The sequence below is a fragment of the Coriobacteriia bacterium genome (assembly GCA_018368455.1).
Classification (GTDB): domain Bacteria; phylum Actinomycetota; class Coriobacteriia; order Coriobacteriales; family UMGS124; genus JAGZEG01.
Genome location: JAGZEG010000011.1, coordinates 79,506 through 96,001, shown reverse-complemented (window position 1 = coordinate 96,001; position 16,496 = coordinate 79,506). Strand labels below are relative to the sequence as shown.

18 protein-coding genes are annotated in these 16,496 nt (G+C 65.9%); 2 read left to right on the top strand and 16 right to left on the bottom strand.

Annotated elements, in window-relative coordinates; genetic code table 11:
• Window positions 1-8: 8 nt before the first annotated feature.
• The 13 genes from KHZ24_08395 to cobM form a co-directional block, all read right to left on the bottom strand.
• A complete protein-coding gene (locus tag KHZ24_08395; protein MBS5451212.1) occupies window positions 9-230 on the bottom strand; it encodes a bifunctional adenosylcobinamide kinase/adenosylcobinamide-phosphate guanylyltransferase in 222 nt (73 codons plus the stop codon).
• A gap of 233 nt (window positions 231-463) precedes the next feature.
• On the bottom strand, window positions 464-1,321 hold the full coding sequence (locus tag KHZ24_08390) for an adenosylcobinamide-GDP ribazoletransferase (protein MBS5451211.1): 858 nt from the start codon (window positions 1,319-1,321) through the stop codon (window positions 464-466).
• Window positions 1,312-1,854, bottom strand: a complete 543-nt coding sequence (locus KHZ24_08385; GenBank protein MBS5451210.1) for a bifunctional adenosylcobinamide kinase/adenosylcobinamide-phosphate guanylyltransferase — start codon at window positions 1,852-1,854, stop codon at window positions 1,312-1,314. Before KHZ24_08385 ends, KHZ24_08390 begins: the two co-directional genes overlap by 10 nt.
• On the bottom strand, window positions 1,854-3,221 hold the full coding sequence (locus KHZ24_08380) for a cobyrinate a,c-diamide synthase (protein MBS5451209.1): 1,368 nt from the start codon (window positions 3,219-3,221) through the stop codon (window positions 1,854-1,856). Before KHZ24_08380 ends, KHZ24_08385 begins: the two co-directional genes overlap by 1 nt.
• Before the next feature lie 20 nt (window positions 3,222-3,241).
• Window positions 3,242-4,663, bottom strand: a complete 1,422-nt coding sequence (gene cbiT / locus KHZ24_08375; protein MBS5451208.1) for a precorrin-6Y C5,15-methyltransferase (decarboxylating) subunit CbiT — start codon at window positions 4,661-4,663, stop codon at window positions 3,242-3,244.
• On the bottom strand, window positions 4,660-5,475 hold the full coding sequence (cobJ, locus tag KHZ24_08370) for a precorrin-3B C(17)-methyltransferase (GenBank protein MBS5451207.1): 816 nt from the start codon (window positions 5,473-5,475) through the stop codon (window positions 4,660-4,662). The genes cbiT and cobJ overlap by 4 nt, the downstream gene beginning before the upstream one ends.
• Entirely contained in the window at window positions 5,472-6,563 is a 1,092-nt protein-coding gene (locus KHZ24_08365) for a cobalamin biosynthesis protein (GenBank protein MBS5451206.1), read from the bottom strand. Before KHZ24_08365 ends, cobJ begins: the two co-directional genes overlap by 4 nt.
• 374 nt (window positions 6,564-6,937) lie before the next feature.
• The gene (cobI, locus tag KHZ24_08360) at window positions 6,938-7,684 is read right to left on the bottom strand and encodes a precorrin-2 C(20)-methyltransferase (GenBank protein MBS5451205.1); all 747 of its coding nucleotides are present in this window, start codon (window positions 7,682-7,684) and stop codon (window positions 6,938-6,940) included.
• 193 nt (window positions 7,685-7,877) lie between these two features.
• Complete coding sequence (locus KHZ24_08355) at window positions 7,878-8,375, bottom strand: Abi family protein (GenBank protein MBS5451204.1); 498 nt, start codon at window positions 8,373-8,375, stop codon at window positions 7,878-7,880.
• A 9-nt stretch (window positions 8,376-8,384) separates the two neighbouring features.
• Complete coding sequence (locus KHZ24_08350) at window positions 8,385-8,810, bottom strand: Abi family protein (GenBank protein ID MBS5451203.1); 426 nt, start codon at window positions 8,808-8,810, stop codon at window positions 8,385-8,387.
• 235 nt (window positions 8,811-9,045) lie between these two features.
• The gene (gene cbiD / locus KHZ24_08345; protein ID MBS5451202.1) at window positions 9,046-10,218 is read right to left on the bottom strand and encodes a cobalamin biosynthesis protein CbiD; all 1,173 of its coding nucleotides are present in this window, start codon (window positions 10,216-10,218) and stop codon (window positions 9,046-9,048) included.
• Entirely contained in the window at window positions 10,218-11,033 is an 816-nt protein-coding gene (locus KHZ24_08340) for a sirohydrochlorin cobaltochelatase (GenBank protein ID MBS5451201.1), read from the bottom strand. Before KHZ24_08340 ends, cbiD begins: the two co-directional genes overlap by 1 nt.
• The gene (cobM, locus tag KHZ24_08335) at window positions 11,033-11,872 is read right to left on the bottom strand and encodes a precorrin-4 C(11)-methyltransferase (protein MBS5451200.1); all 840 of its coding nucleotides are present in this window, start codon (window positions 11,870-11,872) and stop codon (window positions 11,033-11,035) included. Before cobM ends, KHZ24_08340 begins: the two co-directional genes overlap by 1 nt.
• Window positions 11,873-12,037: 165 nt before the next feature.
• Between cobM and KHZ24_08330 the strand changes: the two genes are divergently transcribed.
• Entirely contained in the window at window positions 12,038-12,520 is a 483-nt protein-coding gene (locus KHZ24_08330; protein MBS5451199.1) for a YbaK/EbsC family protein, read from the top strand.
• 582 nt (window positions 12,521-13,102) lie between these two features.
• Here KHZ24_08330 and KHZ24_08325 read toward each other — a convergent pair.
• From KHZ24_08325 to KHZ24_08315, 3 genes are all read right to left on the bottom strand, one after another.
• Window positions 13,103-13,444: a DUF1292 domain-containing protein gene (locus tag KHZ24_08325; GenBank protein ID MBS5451198.1), complete on the bottom strand. Its 342-nt coding sequence runs from the start codon at window positions 13,442-13,444 to the stop codon at window positions 13,103-13,105.
• 176 nt (window positions 13,445-13,620) lie between these two features.
• Window positions 13,621-13,854 carry a hypothetical protein gene (locus tag KHZ24_08320; protein MBS5451197.1) on the bottom strand — a complete coding sequence of 78 codons (234 nt, stop codon included), beginning with the start codon at window positions 13,852-13,854 and terminating at the stop codon, window positions 13,621-13,623.
• Between the two features lie 115 nt (window positions 13,855-13,969).
• Window positions 13,970-15,340 (bottom strand): hypothetical protein, encoded by a 1,371-nt coding sequence (locus KHZ24_08315; protein MBS5451196.1) that lies wholly within the window; start codon window positions 15,338-15,340, stop codon window positions 13,970-13,972.
• 367 nt (window positions 15,341-15,707) lie between these two features.
• On the opposite strand from KHZ24_08315, the gene KHZ24_08310 reads away from it, so the two are divergent.
• Window positions 15,708-16,484 (top strand): hypothetical protein, encoded by a 777-nt coding sequence (locus KHZ24_08310; protein MBS5451195.1) that lies wholly within the window; start codon window positions 15,708-15,710, stop codon window positions 16,482-16,484.
• The last annotated feature ends 12 nt before the right edge of the window (window positions 16,485-16,496 follow it).

Genomic DNA, 16,496 nt, shown 5'->3' with positions numbered 1-16,496 from the left:
GACGGTAGCTAAAGGCGCGGGCACGGCGAGCCTCCCATAGGCAGCGTGCCCTTGATAACCTGCGGGATGCCGCACGCCATGCGCACAACGACATCAGCCCGCGTTGCCAACTCGCAGCCCAGCCGGCCTGCCGCCTCGCGCACAGCCCGGTCGTGGGCGTCGATGGGAACGATGCCACAGCCCTGCTCGGCCCACGTGACAGCAGCGCAGGTGGCAAGAAGTTCCGCCATCCGCGTTACGGTGGCCTCGTCGACGCGCCAGCCGGCGCCATCGGCATCCCGGCGCAGCAGCGCAGGCGCGAGGGCATGTGCGTCAAGAACGAGCGTCTTGAGGCCGAGCGGCAGCCTTTCGAGGGGCGCGGCACCGATCTGCGCGCAATCCAACTCGGTCGAGCCTCCCGTCGGCGCAAGCTCCTGGCGCGCGAACGTACGCTTGCCCGTGCTGGCGCCCCCCACGACGAGCATCATCCGAGCACCGCCTTCGTCACGACGAGCCCCGCCAGCATCACAAGCTCGCACGTCAGCACGAACCAGCCGCACGTGTCGCCCGTCACGCCACCGAACGCCTTCTGCGACATGCGGTGGTACCAGGCAAGGCAACCCAGCCCAACCAGGACGCTGACCTGCCCGGGTATCTCGCAGCTTATGACGATGCCCACGCACGCCACGACCGCCGTCGCGGCCAACACGACGTGTGCCTTTCCGCCGCGTGCCCCCGCACCGAACGTGTCGCCCAGGCCGCCGGGGTGAGCGCTCGGCCAGCGGACGACCGTCCAGCCAGCCAGGGCACGGCTCGCGACATACGTGAGCGCAAGGCCAAGCGTCATCCAGAGGTCCCACGTGACGCTCGCGAGCAGCGCATACGTCAGCACGACATAGCAGACGATCGTCAGCACCGCAAACGATCCGCACGCCGGGTCGGCCATGATCTCGAGCCGTCGCTCCCGCTCTGCATGGCTCGCCAGGGCGTCAGACGTGTCGGCCAGGCCGTCGACGAACAGCCCGCCGCTGATGAGAAACGGCAACGCAAGCAGGGCGCCGGCCGTCAAAGCCTGCGGAAACGACAGTAGCGTCGCAAAGTGGCACCAGGTGAGCACTGCAAAGCCCTGGATGGCGCCGACGAGCGGCAAGGCGGCGATGGCGTAGCGCAGGGCGCCAGCATCCCAGGAAACGGTAGGCATCGGGATGCGGGAGAACATCGAGAGCGCCACGACGACGGGCCGCAGGGCGGCGGGCACGCTGGCCTCGCGCGAATCTCGCCGGCCTTTAGCCTGCGCCTCTTTCGACTGCGGGCGTTCGCCGCGATCACCCATCACTCGCATCCGGTTCCCTTCTGCCAGATCGCAATGCCGCAAACTACCTCGGCGACGCGTTCGAATCGTTGCGCAAGCATGGCGTTGGCTTGCGCCAGTACGTCAACGTACATCTGCGTCTCACCAGGGTACGACACGCCGTCGCAAAACACGTCGTTGGAGACGACGACGAGCCCCTCCGCCACGGACTCCAGATGTTCTACGCCGCGCAGAACGTCGTCTAGCGCGTCTGTCAGCGGCCGCGTGTGCCAGTCGGGCGGAGCATATAACTCGTTTGCGACGAGCGTGCCCAGGCACTCGAGCAGCACGTGGGCGTGTGAGGGCAGCTCGACGCGCGCGAGGTCGCGGGGGCACTCGATCGTCGTGAAGCCGCCCCCGGCGCGAAGGGCACGGTGACGCGCGATGCGAGAGGTGGCCTCGGCGCCGTCCGGCTCCATCGTCGCTAGGTAAACGAGTGGCGCCCCGATGGCCCCCTGCCGACACAGGCGTTCGGCCAACTCACTCTTTCCGCAGGCAGCGCCGCCGTAGACGAGTGTCCTCATCAGCGCGCCGCCAAAGCCGCGCGCACAAAGTTCTCGGCAAGCTGGGGGTGCGCCGGGAAGTAGACGTGGGGGTAGCCGGCCAGCAGCGTGCGTTGCGCAACCATGCACGGCCAGCCAGCGGAAGCCGCGCCCGCCGGCTTTCGAGCCGTGCAAGCACTCCCCTCGTTGTCGGCATGCCAGTAGTGAAACTCATGCGCCCGCACGTGCGCGCCAACAGGACCCAGCAGACTTTCGACGCCGGACTCCAGCTCGACGTAGCCGAAGTGGCGCAGTCGCCCCTCGTTGCGCGTCATGCCTTCCAGCGCGCCCGCCATGGGCCACGCGATCCCGTCGGCGTCGACAAGCTCGCGCATCAGGTACATGAAGCCGCCGCACTCCGCCAGCACGGGCGCCCCGCCGGCAGCCGCCCGCTGAGCCGCGATGCGCACGGCCTCGCGCATGCCCGCGTTTTCGGCCAGCTCGCGCGCGTGGAGCTCGGGATAGCCTCCGCCCAGGTAGAGCCCGCACGAGCTCTCCGGCAGACCGGCGTCTGTCAGCGGGCTGAAGAACGCGAGCTCGGCACCGAGATCCTCGAGCATACGCAGGTTCTCGTCGTAGTAGAACGAGAACGCTTCGTCACGCGCCACGGCGATGCGGGGTCGAGGCGCCCCCTTGGGAACGAGTGGCGCGCTCCGATACGCCGGGGCATCGAGCTCGGGCACAGAGTGGGCGATAGCCAGCAACGCGTCGACGTCAAGCGTCTCGTGCAGCGTCGCAGCAAGGGCCCCGATGCGTTCGCGCAGGTCCGCGATCTCGGCAGCACCCACGAGCCCCAGATGGCGGCTCTCGAAGGAAAACCGCTCGTCTCGGGGCAGGCAGCCCAGCACGCGTACGCCCGTCTCTGCCTCGAGCTCGGGGCGCAGTCGGGCGCAGAGGCTCGGCGAACAGTCGTTGAGGATGACGCCTGCGATGCTGGCGTCGGGGCGAAACGTCGCCAGGCCGTGGACGAGTGCCGCCAGTGTAAGCGAGGCGCCGCGTGCGTTCAGCACGAGCACGACAGGCGTCGACGTGGCGCGGGCGACGTCGTAGCTGCTGGCCGTCGTGCCTCCGCCCACGATGCCATCGTAGTAGCCCATGACGCCTTCGAGCACGGCGATACCGCATCCCTGAGCTGCGCGAACGAGAAGCGAACGACACGTGGGCGCATCGGTGAAGTACGTGTCGAGGTTGCCGCCCGGCACGCCGGAGACGCGTCGGTGGAACTGCGGGTCTATGTAGTCGGGGCCGCACTTGAGCGCCGTCGGTCGCAAGCCCTCATCCACAAGCAGGCGCACCAAGCCACACGTGAGCGTCGTCTTGCCGGAGCCGCTCGCGGGCGCAGCGATCATGAGGCGCGGGACGGAGGTGCTCATGAGGCGAGCCCATCCGGGTAGTCCACATCAGACCCGCAGGCACCGGAGGCGGCCGATGCAGGCAACACCCCCTGTGCACTCACGAGGTAGACGGGATTCTGGGCGCGCATCAGGTGGTAGCTTCCGGCTTCCTGGGAGCGTGCCACACTGACCTGGCATGCCTCAAAAGCCGCCCAGCCCGGCCCTGCCAGCAGACGCGTCGCCTCGGCAAGCGTCTCAAGCGTGATGCAGGCGACGCAAACGCGCACGGCATGATTTGTCGCACGGGCCTGCTCCAAGATGGCATCAAGCTCGCCGCCCGACCCACCGACGAACACGGCGTCAGGTCGGGGCAGCCCTTCGAGGGCCGCCGGCGCCTCACCTCCGACGACCTCGATGTTGGAGCAACCGAACTTCTTGGCGTTCTCCCGAATGAGCGCAAGGGCATCGGCGTTGCGCTCGACGGCGCAAACGTGCCCTCGGCGCACGATAAGGGACGCCTCGACCGAGACGGACCCCGTCCCGGCGCCGACGTCCCACACGGTGTCATCCGCACGCAGCCTCAGCTTGGCGAGGGCGACGACGCGCGTCTCTTGCTTCGTCATCGGGACGGATCCACGCACAAACGCCTCGTCAGGGATGCCCGGCGTCTCCCATGGCCAGGCGACATCCGGCATTCCCTCGCCATCGGGGAGCGCCTCCACGAGCATGACGGCGAGGCTGTCGAACGTCTCGCACGACAGCTCCGCAGCGCTGGCCTGCATGAGCCGTTCCTCGGGGTAACCCAGGCACTCCCCTACGGAGACGCGCGCTGCGCCCAGGCCCGCCTCGGCGAGCCGCGCGCACAGGTCGTGGGCCTTCGTCGCGCCGCCGGTCACGAGGAACAGCGAGGCACCGGTTCGCCAGGCCTCGCGAGCCTGGGTGACAACGTCACAGGCGACGCCGTGGGCGCTCGCGATGCGCCAGTCCTGCCACGGCCGGGCAAGCCTCGCCGCAAGCAACTGCAGCGAGCTGATGCCAGGGATAAGGGATATCTCGCAACCGGGAAGCTCGCAGGCCAGGCGCTCAGGCAAGGTGCGCGCCCCGCTGAACAGGCCGATGTCTCCGCTCATGACGACGACGGCCCGCTCCCACGTGCATCCATCGCCGGCGTCCATGGCCAGGGCTTCCACGATGGCCTGCGTCGAGACGGCCGAAACGCGCTGAGCGGCGCAACCCTCTGGAAGCGCATCGAGCAAGCGAGGCGCTCCGACGATGAGCTGCGCCCGCTTGAGCGCTCGGACGGCAGCCACCGTCAAAAGGTCGGGGTCGCCTGGCCCCATGCCGACGATGGCGATGTGGCGAGAAGCGTCGGGAGAAGCCGCCTCGTCAGCCTGCGGGAAGGGGCTTGCGGCATCGGCAGATACCGTTCCCCCGCATTCAAATCTGCCATCTCTCATTGCTGAGTTCCTCCCCCGGCACACGTTTCACTCGCGCAAGACCCCACGCCTCCCGACGTGGCCCGCTCGTCCACGCCCCGGTAGCCACGCGGCGTCACCATGCGACCATTGACGAGACGCGTGTCGGCATTGCCCACAAACACCGTCGTGAACATGTCAGCGTCGAGATCGGCGAGCTCCGCCAGCGAGCACGTGCCGTAGGCCTGACCATCGCGTCCCACGTTGCACGCCCACCCGCACAGCGTCTCGGCAGATTTTCCCGCGTCGATCAGGGCGGCGACGGAGCGACGCAGATGGTCGGGGCGATGGTGGCTGCGTGGGTTGTAGAGCGCGAGGCAGAAGTCAGCCTGGGCCGCCGCACGCAGGCGACGTTCGATGACGTCCCAACTCGTCAGCGCGTCGGAGAGCGAGATCGTCGCGAAATCGTGGCCCAGGGGCGCCCCCAACAGCGCGGCACCGCTCTGGGCTGCCGAGACACCGGCGACGATCTCGACGGTAACGCCGGGGAAGTCAGGTGCGAGCTCGAGCACAAGCCCCGCCATGCCGTAGATGCCCGCGTCACCCGAGCACACGAGCGCAACGTCGGCGCCCGCAGCTGCCCGCTCGAGCGCCATTCGGCAGCGATCAACCTCGCGGCGCATCGGCGTCGAGATGACGTCCTTGTCAGCGATGAGATCGCCGAGCAAGGCAACGTAGCCCGTGTAGCCCACGATGATATCCGCTGAGGTCAGCGTCTCCGCAGCCTGCGCCGTCATGCCGGCTGCGTCTCCCGGCCCCAAACCCACCACGTGCACGCATCCCGTCTCGCTCATAGAGACGAACCTTCCTTCTCGCATATCTCGCCCGCATGCACAACCAGGGGATCGCCAAACGTCAGAGTGATGTCGGCACGAGCCAGTGCAACGGTCACGCCGTCGTGTGCCTGCTTAGGAAGAACCGGCCAGGCCCCGCCAAGCTGAGCCGCCCGTTCGCACACGTTGTCGACGCCCGTGACGTCGCGCACGAAGTCCGAGCCCGTAAACATGCCTTCAACTGCAGCGAGCTCCCCTGCAGAGTACGTCGTCAGAGACCAGCCGTGACGTGTGCAGAACGAGAGCAGCCCCGGCTCGTGCGCCTTGAGGTCGATGGAGTAGACGCCAGCGACCGACCGCTCGTCAAGCACGCCGGCGCCCCGTTGCACCAACACGTCCAGCGCTTCCCGCCACGCGGACTCAACCTGCGCCTCCGAGACGCCCCGCCGACAGCCGATGCCCACACGGATGACGCGCGGGATAAGGTGCAATGGAGAAGGCGCCTCGTCCCGATTCGCAGAGAAAGCGAACGGCGAAATCACGACATCGGCATCCCGAAGCGCGTCGGCAAGCTCGACATGCGCGGGCAGCTCATCGGCAAGCGTTACGTCTGAGTACAGGCGCACGGTGCCGCCCGCAAGCAGCTTCGCCGAGACGGCCCTGATGGCGCCCGGGTTGGCAATGGTAAGACCGCGCTGGGCCGCCCACTCATCGACGGCCCACATGCCCCGCACATCGGTGGCAGTTGTGAGCACAGGCTGGGCGCCCGCCAGCTGGGCGATGCGCAAAGCCAGCCGGTTCGCGCCGCCGATGTGGCCCGAGAGCAGCGGAACGACCCATGTGCCCGCCTCGTCCATCACGAGAACAGCCGGGTCGGACGCCTTGGAGCGCACATGCGGGGCGATGGCTCGCACCGCAATGCCCGCCGCGCCCACGAACAGCAGGGCATCGTCGTGAGCGAAATGGTACTCCGTCCAGGGGCCCAGCGGCTCCTTGCCCGGACCCGAACCCCGCGATACGGAAGCAAGCCAACGTTCCGCAGGCGCGGTGTGCCCCGTACTGTCAGAGTTCTCAAAATGAGGTGGGCAGTCCACGTCTGCGCCATGCATACCCAGTGCAGCCACCTCGTCAGGCGCGACGCCCGCACCGCCCAACGTGTCTCCGTCCCCGCTAGTACGTCGCATTCCCACGAGGCCCTCCACAACGCGCTGGGCCAGGCGCTCACCCCGCGCCGTAAACGCGATGCAGGCGAGCCGCTTGGGGGCGGCAGCATGTGGGCCAGCAGCCGTGCAACGCCTGATATAGTCGTCCAAGCGGGCGTTCTGTTCCGGCGTCCTCTCGCTGGGGCATTCGGCGAGACGGCGCACGAGCTCAGAGAACTCGGCACGCGTGCGAATGGCATCGGGCGGCAGGGCGCCGGGGAGCGACTCGGATGCCATGAAGTCTTCGTCAGGAAGCAGCTGCAGCTCGTCCACGCGCACGATCACCTCACCACGACGGTCGTGAAGTAACCGCCCGCTGCTTCGCCGCGTGCCCGCTCATCGGAAAGGTCCGGGACGACAGCCTGCGTTGGCAGGCCACAGTCGCGCACAAGGCCCGCGCGGTCGAGCAGGCCCTCGTCGCGCAGGGCGTCGGAAAGGGCGTCGAGGCTACGGCCCGCCTTCATGAAGACCTTGCCACCAGGTAGGGAGAGTGCGGCACGCATGTCGACATAGCCCGCCGGCAGCACGTGCAGCGGCGCGTCCATGGACGGGGTGAGGTTGGCACCGAGCGTCGCAGCGACTGCGCAGAAGCTCGGCACGCCAGGGATGATGCGCGTCTCGAAGTCTGCGGCCTCGACGAGCGGCTTTATGTGGTGAAACGTCGAGTAGATGCTCGGGTCTCCCAGAATGGGCATTGCAACGTCACGGCCCTCGGCGAGCTCGGCGCACACGGCCTCCGCCGCTGCGGCATGGCTTGCGCGCAACACCTCAGGGTCACGCGACATAGCAAACGTCAGCTCGATGACGCGCTTGCCGCCCAGGTCAACGACCTGCCGCGCGATGTCGAACGCCGTCGTCGCACCGGAGCGCGCCGAGGCCTCGGAGCCCCGAGGACGCCCGCCCCTCGAATACACGGCAGCGACAACCGGGCAGCTCTCGAGCACACGCACGGCCTTGAGCGTCATGAGCTCCGGATCCCCCGGCCCCACTCCCACGGCGTAGAGGGCGCCGGGAGTCGTCGCCGGCATATCTAAATCCATCGCCCCACCCATTCCAAAGGTTCCTCACGTAGTACAAAACAAAAACGGTGCGTCGCCCGTCACCCCAGCGTACCTGAAGGAATTCCCTTACGCGGCAACAAGGTATCATCGCAGCTGTACCGAAGGTTTATTTCACTTTCTACTTTTCCGCAAGAGAAAACTGTCATGCCAGCCATTCAAGCTAGCACGAAGAATCGGACGCGCCGCACTCCCCAAGAATCTCCCGCCAGTCTTCAGGAAATCCCATGGGATTCAAGTCGACATCGGAATATTCGTCGATGAGGCGGGTCAACTCCCTTCGAGCGCCATCCCAACGCTCCGGCCACGAGCTCTCGTATAGCCTCTTCAGAACAAGAAACGTGGGGAACTCCTTATCGCAAGCATACTGCCGATCCCGGCGCAGCATTCTCGGACGCACCCTCATGATGCGATTATAAAAGCGGCCATGGTGCCCGCAGACGTTGCGAACATTCGTAAGATGATGCAGCCAGCTTCTAAGGAGCGGGTATTTCACACCAAATGCAGCACACATATTCTCGGAAGCAGCCAATGATGCACTGCCCGAGTCCCTATTCACATTGCCGAAAAGGGAAGACACAAGCCCCATGGACATGATTTCAACGGCCGCCCACACAGGAAGCTGGCCATACTTCTGGAGATTGTGAACAACGCAGGGCACTTCGTCCTTTTACGCGCGGGAAACCTCACGCTCAAACGCTTTCATTGACACGGCATGTTTATTTTTATTGGCAAAGAAATGCGCCTCGCAATATGAAAGCGGCCCACAGGATTCTGCCATCCAATAAGCAAACTGAGTCCGTACCTTTATTTCAAGAGGCACAATCTGCTTCCATAGCCATAGGCGAAGCGCCTCGTCAAACCGGTAGATTTGCCAGACCATCGCAAAGGAAGTCCCCGGAATAATTACGCCATCGCGCTCGAACGTCATCCAATACGCACGAATGCGATAATGGTTAGTTTCCGCAAGGCACAAAGCCACAAAACTGCGATCCTCTATTTCAAAGCCCATGTTCTCTAAATGGGCGACCTGATCATCGATGGATAGAAAGGGCTTGATCGGCATAAAAAAGGACCCAGCCTGGTTCGCTGCCACGTCACCGCCGCAAGCGTGCTGGGTACTATCATGGTTCAGTATACCACATGTGCCAACGCCTACACTTCCTCCCGCTCTGTTCATAGACCTCCACCCCGTCAAATTTCACAGCCTTCCCCATCTATACCCTCCTTCTCCAAAGCGCGGCGCATGGGTTTTGAAACCCCGTATTCTTTCCTATGCCCTCCGATTTTCACTCTTACCAGCACGCGTTCGCATCACACAACTCGCAATGTCACGCGCCGCCTGTCATCCGCCCGATAAGCGCTTCCGCCCCGGCGCTTCGGGCGAGCTCGCCGCGCACCTGGGAAAAGAGGACAACGGCGCTCTCGTACGCTCCGGCGGCGCGGCGCTCGACGTGGTCGGCAATGGCGGCGGTAAGGCTCGCCATAACCGGCGCGAGCAGGCCGGCCTTGTCCAGCACGTCGAGGCAGGCATCCGTCGTCGCGCATGCCATGATCTGGCGCGCGACCTCTTGGGACGCGCCTGCCATCGCCGCATGTGCGCAGATGACCTCGCAGCGGCAGTCAGCTACGCGCGAGTGCGTGTTCATGACGCCGGCAGCCACCTTGGCGAGCTTGCCGATGTGGCCCACGAGTAGCACGCGCTCAAAGCCATGCCGCGCAGCAAAGTCCAGCGCCTCACCCAGGTAGTTGGAACACGAGACGAGCGGCACGTCCATCAGTTGCGTCAGATACGCCCCCACAAAGTCGCGTCCGTAGTTGCCGGGGACGATGACGAGCTCGCGCGCGCCCTCGGCAGCGCGCTGGCGAACCTCGAGCTCGATGCTGTCGACGAGCGCCGCCACACTGCGCGGCTCGACGATGCCCGTCGTCCCGAGGATGGAGATGCCGCCCTCAATCCCGAGCTGCGGATTGAACGTGCGCGCCGCAACCTCCGCACCGCCCGGCACGCTGACGGTCACGACAATGGGGCGCTCAGGCCTTTCGTCGTGCCCTGCGCAGACGGCATGCACCTGCTCGACGATCATCGCGCGAGGCACGCTGTTAATAGCCGCCTCGCCCACCGGTTGCTCGAGACCCGGTCGCGTCACGCGACCGACGCCCTCGCCACCCCGGATGGCGACGCCGCCCGCCGACGGATCCTCCCCCTCGCGCGCAAACCGCACCTCAGCGTAGACGAGCAGGCCGTCGGTTGCGTCCACGTCGTCGCCGCCGTCTTTGCGCACGGCGCAGCGAGCCCACGTCCCGTCAATTGCGCGCGCTGCGTCAAGCACGTCGGCCTCGACGCGCACGCCGTTCGGCGTCACGAGGCTCGCCCGCTCAGGAGCCGGCTCACCCAGCAGCATGCGACACGCCGCCTGGGCCGCCAGCGCCGCGCAGCTCCCCGTCGTGTACCCGCAGCGCAGGCGCTTCGTTCCCGCATAGACATAGCGCTCGAGCGCCATTACACTCCGGCCTCCGACGCCACGTCGCGGCCACCCAGCGCCGCGCGCGCCTTCTCGACATACATCCGCCGAACGGCCGGCATCTCGCCCAGCCCCCGCATGACGCACGACACCTCGTAGCCTGCCGCCTGCAGCTGCGACGCCCAGCTGCGCGGGTCGCCGCCCGCCATGTCGTTTGTCGCGTGGTCGCCGGCCACGAGCATGAGCGGCGCAAGCGTCACGCGCTCGATGCCGCCGTGCTCGCGCATGAGGCGCAGCAGCGTCGCCAGGCTCGGCTGGGACTCGACCGTTCCGATGAGCATGTCATCGCGGCCTATGACCCGCGCGTAGAAGTTCATCGCCTCGTAAACGACGTTGGCGAAGTGGTCCGTCCCGTGGCCCATGAGAACGATGGCGCGCCCTTGCTCGCGCGGATACTCCGCTGCCATAAGATCAACGAGCCGATGAACGTCATCTGTACTGGCAACGAGGGGCTCCCCCACGCGTACGTGGTCAAACACGCCTGCGCAGGCAGACACCTGGCGCCGCAGTTTGTCGTACTCGTGGCCGGGCATGAGGTGGCCCGGCTGCACGACGACGTTGCGCACGCCCTGTGCCGCCAGCCTCACGAGCGCTCCGCGGGCATCGTCAACCTGGGCGCCACGCCGGCCGAGCACGCGGCGCACGATAGAACTCGTGTACGCCTGCGCCAAAGCAGCCTCGGGAAAAGCGGACTGCAAGTCGGCAGCCACAGCGTCGATGCAGCGCACGCGAGCATCGTCATACGACGTGCCGAAGCTTGCGAATAGGATGCCGAGATTGTCCACAGCGGCCATCAGCGCGGCTCCTTTCCATTCGGCGACGGCTCCGCGCTCGCCGCCCGGTAGCCTGTCGAAAACGTCGGGTCGTAGAGGCGGCTGCGCTCCGGGACACGGAAGGTCGCCGCACCTTCGTCCCGGCTGCGGACCCGAGCCGGGTCACACGCAGCCAGGGCGTCACCCACGAGCACGAGCGCCGTCCGGTCGATTCCGGCGTCGCGGCCTGCCTGCGCAAGCGTGCCCACCGTGCAGCGCACGACGCGCTCGTCAGGCCAGCTTGCCTTGTAGACGAGAGCAGCCGGCGTGTCCGGCCCATACGCCTCGCCTGCAAGCAGCTCATCGGAAAGCCGTTCGAGCATGCCAGCTGACAGAAAGACAACCATCGACGCGCCGTGCGACGCCAACTCCGCCATGCCCTCGCCCGCCGGCATAGGCGTTCGTCCCGCCAGACGCGTCAGGATGACCGTCTGGCTGACACCGGGGAGCGTGAGCTCGGCATCGAGAGCCGCAGCCGCCCCGCAAAAGCTCGAGACACCCGGCGTGACGTCGTAAGGGATGCCCCGCGCGTCCAGCTCGTCCATCTGTTCGCGGATGGCCCCGTATACGCAGGGATCGCCCGTGTGCAGGCGCACGACCGCACGACCCGCAGCCTCGGCCCGCTCCATGACGTCGATAACGTCCTCAAGCGTCATGCGAGACGAATCGTGCAGCTCGCAATCGGGCCGGCAGGCGTCGAGCAGCGCTGGGTTCACAAGGCTGCCCGCCCAGATCACGACGTCGGCCTCGGCAAGAAGACGCTGACCGCGCACCGTAATGAGATCGGGTGCCCCCGACCCGGCCCCCACGAAGTGAATCATCAAGCAGCTCCTCCCTGCACCCCACACGCGTCCTGGAGATGCACTATACTCGCCGATGTGACACCGACGCCGCATGAGGTGCTCCGCTAGCATGTGCCCATAGGAAACGAAGAGCCGGCAGGCGGCAACATATCTCGCCCGCCCCTGGCCCACAGAGGAGACCCCATGTCGTTTGAAACAGCCAAGAACTATCTCGCCGGGCTCGGCCTGGATGATCGCGTCATCGTACCCGACCATTCGAGCGCAACGGTCGAGGAGGCAGCCGAGGCACTGGGCTGCGAGCCCGCGAGGATCGCCAAGACGATGGCGTTTCTCGCAGCGGACGACACGGCCCTCCTTGTCGTCTGTGCCGGCGACGCGCACGTGAACTCGGGGCGCTTCAAGGCGGCGTTCCACACGAAGGCGAAGATGATCTCGCCCGCAGAGGTCGAGCAGCTCGTGGGTCACGCACCCGGCGGCGTCTGCCCGTTTGGCGTACGCGAGGGCGTCACGTGCTATCTCGATGAGTCGCTACGGCGCTTCGACGCCGTCTACCCGGCATGCGGGGACGCCCGCAGCGGCGTGCGCCTCTCCCCCGCCGAGCTGGAGCGTGCCGCAAACGCCCAGGGTTGGGTCGACATCTGCAAGGGATGGCAGCCGGAGGAGTAGGGAGCACGCGCACCGGGACGTATGCGCATGCGGAAAGACCCTGCGAGCAACCAGCCGCCTGCGCTCGCGACTCCCATGAGAGCGAGCCATACACGGAGCCGCGCAAGGGCGCGAAGTGGCGAATGTGGCCCCTGCCCATGGTGTGATCGCAGGGATGGCCGGTGCACGGAGCCGCATGGCCCCTGTCCGCGTGGGCAATTCTTACGGTTGTGCGAGGTTTTGCAAAACCGGAGGCTGGAAATGGGCGCGATTGACGGCTGTGCAAGGTTTGCGCGACCATCCGGGCACCTCAGCTATGAGTAACACATGGCTGCCAACACGCCTACCTGCGGCTTCTCTAAACGGTGGCATCTCAGGTAGTCGCAACACCCACCGCAAACCTCGCACGACCGCAATTCGCGCCCATTTTTGAAGCATAGTTTTGCAAGACCTCGCACAAACGCATTTTGCGCCCTGTCAAGCACACGCACGCCACCACCCCGCCAGCCGTTCAGCCTTGCGAAAAAACTGCGCCCTCCCGGCATGCGAAGGCAGGCTTCGCAGCGGAAGGGCGCAGCTAGCGCGTGCAAAAAAGGAACGAGCTTAGTCCTCGAACTCGTACTCGTCGCCGTGGCGCTCGCAGAACAGCGCGAACACCTTGTCGAGCAGCTCATCATCGTCGATCGTGACGTACTCCTCGGAGAACTCGGAGTCAGCGTCCTCAACCTTCTCGGCCTTGAGGATCAGCACGCCGGCGGCGTCGCCCTCCTCCTCGTCCTCATCCTCGTCGGCCTCGACGGGCAGCAGCACGACGTACTGGGCGCCCTCGTACTCGATCGTGTCGAGGTGCTCGAACTCGACCTCTTCGCCGTCGTCGTCGGTCAGCACGACCAGATCGTCGTCCTGGCCCTCAAGCTCCTCGTTCTCAAGCGTCTCGTCTGCCATGGTGGCGTTCCGCCTTTCGCGTCGTCGGGTGTGCGTCACGCAGCAGGGGCAGCCCCCTTGGCTATCCCGCGTGATGTGCCCATCGTAGCAGGCGCGCACACAAGCCGCGAGGCGCTCACCGGCCCGCATAGGCGCTTCACAAGGAACGCGGCGCACGAGCAAGCCAGTCATCCCCGTCACACGCCGGGTGCGCTCTCGGGAGATCCAGACTCACCCTCAACTATGGGTCGATCCTCGCCACGTGCCAGATCTATAAGCTCTTGTTGAGAGTGAACGTCACACTTGCCAAAGATGTTGCGCACGTGAGCACCCACCGTGTTGATGGAGACGAGCAGCTCGTCGCGGATAAACGGGCGGTTGCGACCCGCGAGCAGTAGCTCGGCAACCTCGACCTCGCGATCCGTGACCATACGCGTCGCGCAGGCCTAGCGCCTCCCGATGGATGAGGTCCTCGATACTCGGCGTTTCCCCGGCGCTTTCGCGCTGCACGCTCGTGTCGTCGGCCCCGACGACAGGTGCGCCCTGTCAGCCGCCCGAGACGGCGGGGCACACCCCGGAGGGCGCCGCCACAGCAACGCGGCTCGACGTGGGAGCACCCTCGCCGTTGGAATGCGAATCTCTCGCCGCCATGCCGCGCGTGCGCCGAAAGAGGGCGTCGGGATTGAAGCCAACCATCATCACCACGAGACAGACAACGGCGAGGACGAGCAGAGAAGAGGCCATCACGAGCCCGATCGACAGGCGCTCCATCACGAACAGGCCCAGGGCGCAGCCCGCAAATATGCCCACTCCCTCGCCTAGAGAGAACGCGCCAAACGTGTGGAGGGGATCGCTTCCCATGCGCCGAACCCACTTGGAGGCCCCCAGCCAGCAGCCATACTGCACACCAAACATCCCAAGGAAATTAATGGCGTAGGCGACGACGCGCAAGCTCGGGTCGTCATAGCCAAAGATGAGCGGCACATAACTCAAGACGAATGCCGGCAGGCCCCAGCGATAGGCCAGCGAGAGGTTGAGATAGCGCGAGATGCGGATGCAGAGCACCACCATGACAAGCGACGCAAGGCATGCCCCCGCAAACGGATAGAGGTAGTGCATGAAGTTGTTGCCCAGGCGAGCCGGCGTCGCGATGAGGCGGAAATAAGCGATCTGGAACCACAGCGCACCGGCGAGCACGACGAACGAAAGTATGTCGCGCATGGAGGGACCCGGCCGCCCCGCTTCGCAGCCGCCCTCGCAAGAGAGCGCGCACGCGCCGTTCGCATCAGAAGCCACAGCACGCACGCGGCGCTCGGAAACGCGTAGGGGCTCGTCGACGCGACGGCACGCAAACGCCGCCGATGCTACGCAGAGAGCAACGCACAGCACGAGCGTGAACACGCTGCTCCACTTCGTGAACAGCGGCGCCAGATAGATAACAAAGGCAAGGCCAAACGACACGGGGATCGCCAGCTCGATGCGCGCCTCGTCATCAGAGCCGAGACGGGAGCCCCACACCATCGTGAATAGTGCGACGCCGACGCCGCACACCAGCCCTCCGATGGCGTGAACCTGCCAGAACAGCGTCGTTCGCTCGAGCCAGGCCACCCACACCAGAGCGCTGCCGAGCATCGAGACACCTGCGGCAAGGATGGCGAAGCGCGCATCCGCCGCAACAGCGCGCACGCGCGGACGCGAAGACAGGGCGAGGCCAAGCGCGCCACAAACGCCCTCGGCAAGCCCGCTGAACATCCAGATGCGCTCAAGGCACCACTGCGTCGGCGTACCGACGACAGCGGGATCCGGCGTCGCGAGGCCACAGCCAAACAGCGTGCAATACAGCCAGGCAAGGAAGAGTGCAAAGCCCACGTCGCGCCGCCAGTAGGTCGACAGGTGCCGCCGAAAGTACGATCTCATCCCGCCCCCCGATTTGTTTTCCCCTATCAGCACCATTATAAGAAACGCCCGCCACGGGACCCCACGCCCACCAAACGCACGCAAGGACATCTCCGCCTCGATAAAAGCCGCCCGTGTGGTGCCATAGGATAGCCTCGCAAGGATTACACGACCAACCTGCGGAAATGTCTGTAAATAGCCGAGTCAAGGTGAGATGGGGGCGTCCTTCTAAATCCGAGTTCTCACCTTGTATCGGCTATTGAATCCCTCCCTTTGTTTCGAAACAATGAACTCGTCTGCGATGCGCGTCAGGGGGCGCGCACCAGACGCAATGCGACGCCCCCATGGGGCGCCTGCACGTAAGGGAGAAAGTAAGGAGAGGAGAGCCATGACAGAAGGGACGATGAATCGTCGCCAGTTCGTCGCGGCCATGGGCGCCCTGGGCGCCGTGTCCGTCGCGGGCGTCGGCCTCGGTTCTATGCCGTCGCTGGGCGTGGCCGCCGACGCGGAGTTCCCCGCGCCTCAGAGCGGCAAGCCCATCGAGGCCAAGGTTGATCCCAAGACAGGCGACGTCACGGTCAACGAGGACGTACTCGTGCGCTATTCGACGTGCGTCGGCTGCTACAGCTCGTGCGGCAACCGCGTGAAGCTCGACCGCGAGAGCGGTCGCGTGCTCAGCGTGGGCGGCAACCCCTACAACCCCGCTTGCGCCTATCCGTACCTGGACTTCACCGCCCCGCTCACCGAGGCGTTCCAGTCCATGAGCTATGCCAATGGCAAGGGCAACCAGCTGCGCGGCACCGTCTGCGGACGCGGCAACGGTACGCTCGACGCCGTGAGCCAGCCCGACCGCATCACCGTGCCGCTCAAGCGCGCCGGCAAGCGCGGCGAGGGTAAGTGGAAGCCCATCAGCTGGGATCAGCTCATCACCGAGGTCACCGAGGGCGGCAAGCTGTTCGCCGAGATCGGCGAGGATCAGGAGATCGAGGGCTTCAAGGCGCTGCACGACAACGTGACGCCGCTGGATCCCGAGAAGCCCATGCTCGGCCCCGTGTCGAACCAGGTGTGCATGTTCGGCGGCCGCTCCGACGGCCGCGGCGCGTTCAGCAGCCGCTTCACCGGCACGTACGGCACCATCAACCAGTACGGCCACGGCTCGTCTTGAGCAGGCGCACAG

What these genes read in the sequence shown, in the direction of transcription:
- cbiD (MBS5451202.1), bottom strand. Translation starts at nt 10,218, where the DNA reads ATGGCGCTCGAGCGCTATGTCTATGCGGGAACGAAGCGCCTGCGCTGC.
- KHZ24_08395 (MBS5451212.1), bottom strand. Translation starts at nt 230, where the DNA reads ATGGCGGAACTTCTTGCCACCTGCGCTGCTGTCACGTGGGCCGAGCAG.
- KHZ24_08380 (MBS5451209.1), bottom strand. Translation starts at nt 3,221, where the DNA reads ATGATCGCTGCGCCCGCGAGCGGCTCCGGCAAGACGACGCTCACGTGT.
- KHZ24_08340 (MBS5451201.1), bottom strand. Translation starts at nt 11,033, where the DNA reads ATGGCCGCTGTGGACAATCTCGGCATCCTATTCGCAAGCTTCGGCACG.
- cobM (MBS5451200.1), bottom strand. Translation starts at nt 11,872, where the DNA reads ATGATTCACTTCGTGGGGGCCGGGTCGGGGGCACCCGATCTCATTACG.
- KHZ24_08385 (MBS5451210.1), bottom strand. Translation starts at nt 1,854, where the DNA reads ATGAGGACACTCGTCTACGGCGGCGCTGCCTGCGGAAAGAGTGAGTTG.
- KHZ24_08315 (MBS5451196.1), bottom strand. Translation starts at nt 15,340, where the DNA reads ATGAGATCGTACTTTCGGCGGCACCTGTCGACCTACTGGCGGCGCGAC.
- KHZ24_08365 (MBS5451206.1), bottom strand. Translation starts at nt 6,563, where the DNA reads ATGCATGGCGCAGACGTGGACTGCCCACCTCATTTTGAGAACTCTGAC.
- cbiT (MBS5451208.1), bottom strand. Translation starts at nt 4,663, where the DNA reads ATGAGAGATGGCAGATTTGAATGCGGGGGAACGGTATCTGCCGATGCC.
- KHZ24_08390 (MBS5451211.1), bottom strand. Translation starts at nt 1,321, where the DNA reads ATGCGAGTGATGGGTGATCGCGGCGAACGCCCGCAGTCGAAAGAGGCG.
- KHZ24_08310 (MBS5451195.1), top strand. Translation starts at nt 15,708, where the DNA reads ATGACAGAAGGGACGATGAATCGTCGCCAGTTCGTCGCGGCCATGGGC.
- KHZ24_08330 (MBS5451199.1), top strand. Translation starts at nt 12,038, where the DNA reads ATGTCGTTTGAAACAGCCAAGAACTATCTCGCCGGGCTCGGCCTGGAT.
- KHZ24_08320 (MBS5451197.1), bottom strand. Translation starts at nt 13,854, where the DNA reads ATGGTCACGGATCGCGAGGTCGAGGTTGCCGAGCTACTGCTCGCGGGT.
- cobI (MBS5451205.1), bottom strand. Translation starts at nt 7,684, where the DNA reads ATGCCGGCGACGACTCCCGGCGCCCTCTACGCCGTGGGAGTGGGGCCG.
- cobJ (MBS5451207.1), bottom strand. Translation starts at nt 5,475, where the DNA reads ATGAGCGAGACGGGATGCGTGCACGTGGTGGGTTTGGGGCCGGGAGAC.
- KHZ24_08325 (MBS5451198.1), bottom strand. Translation starts at nt 13,444, where the DNA reads ATGGCAGACGAGACGCTTGAGAACGAGGAGCTTGAGGGCCAGGACGAC.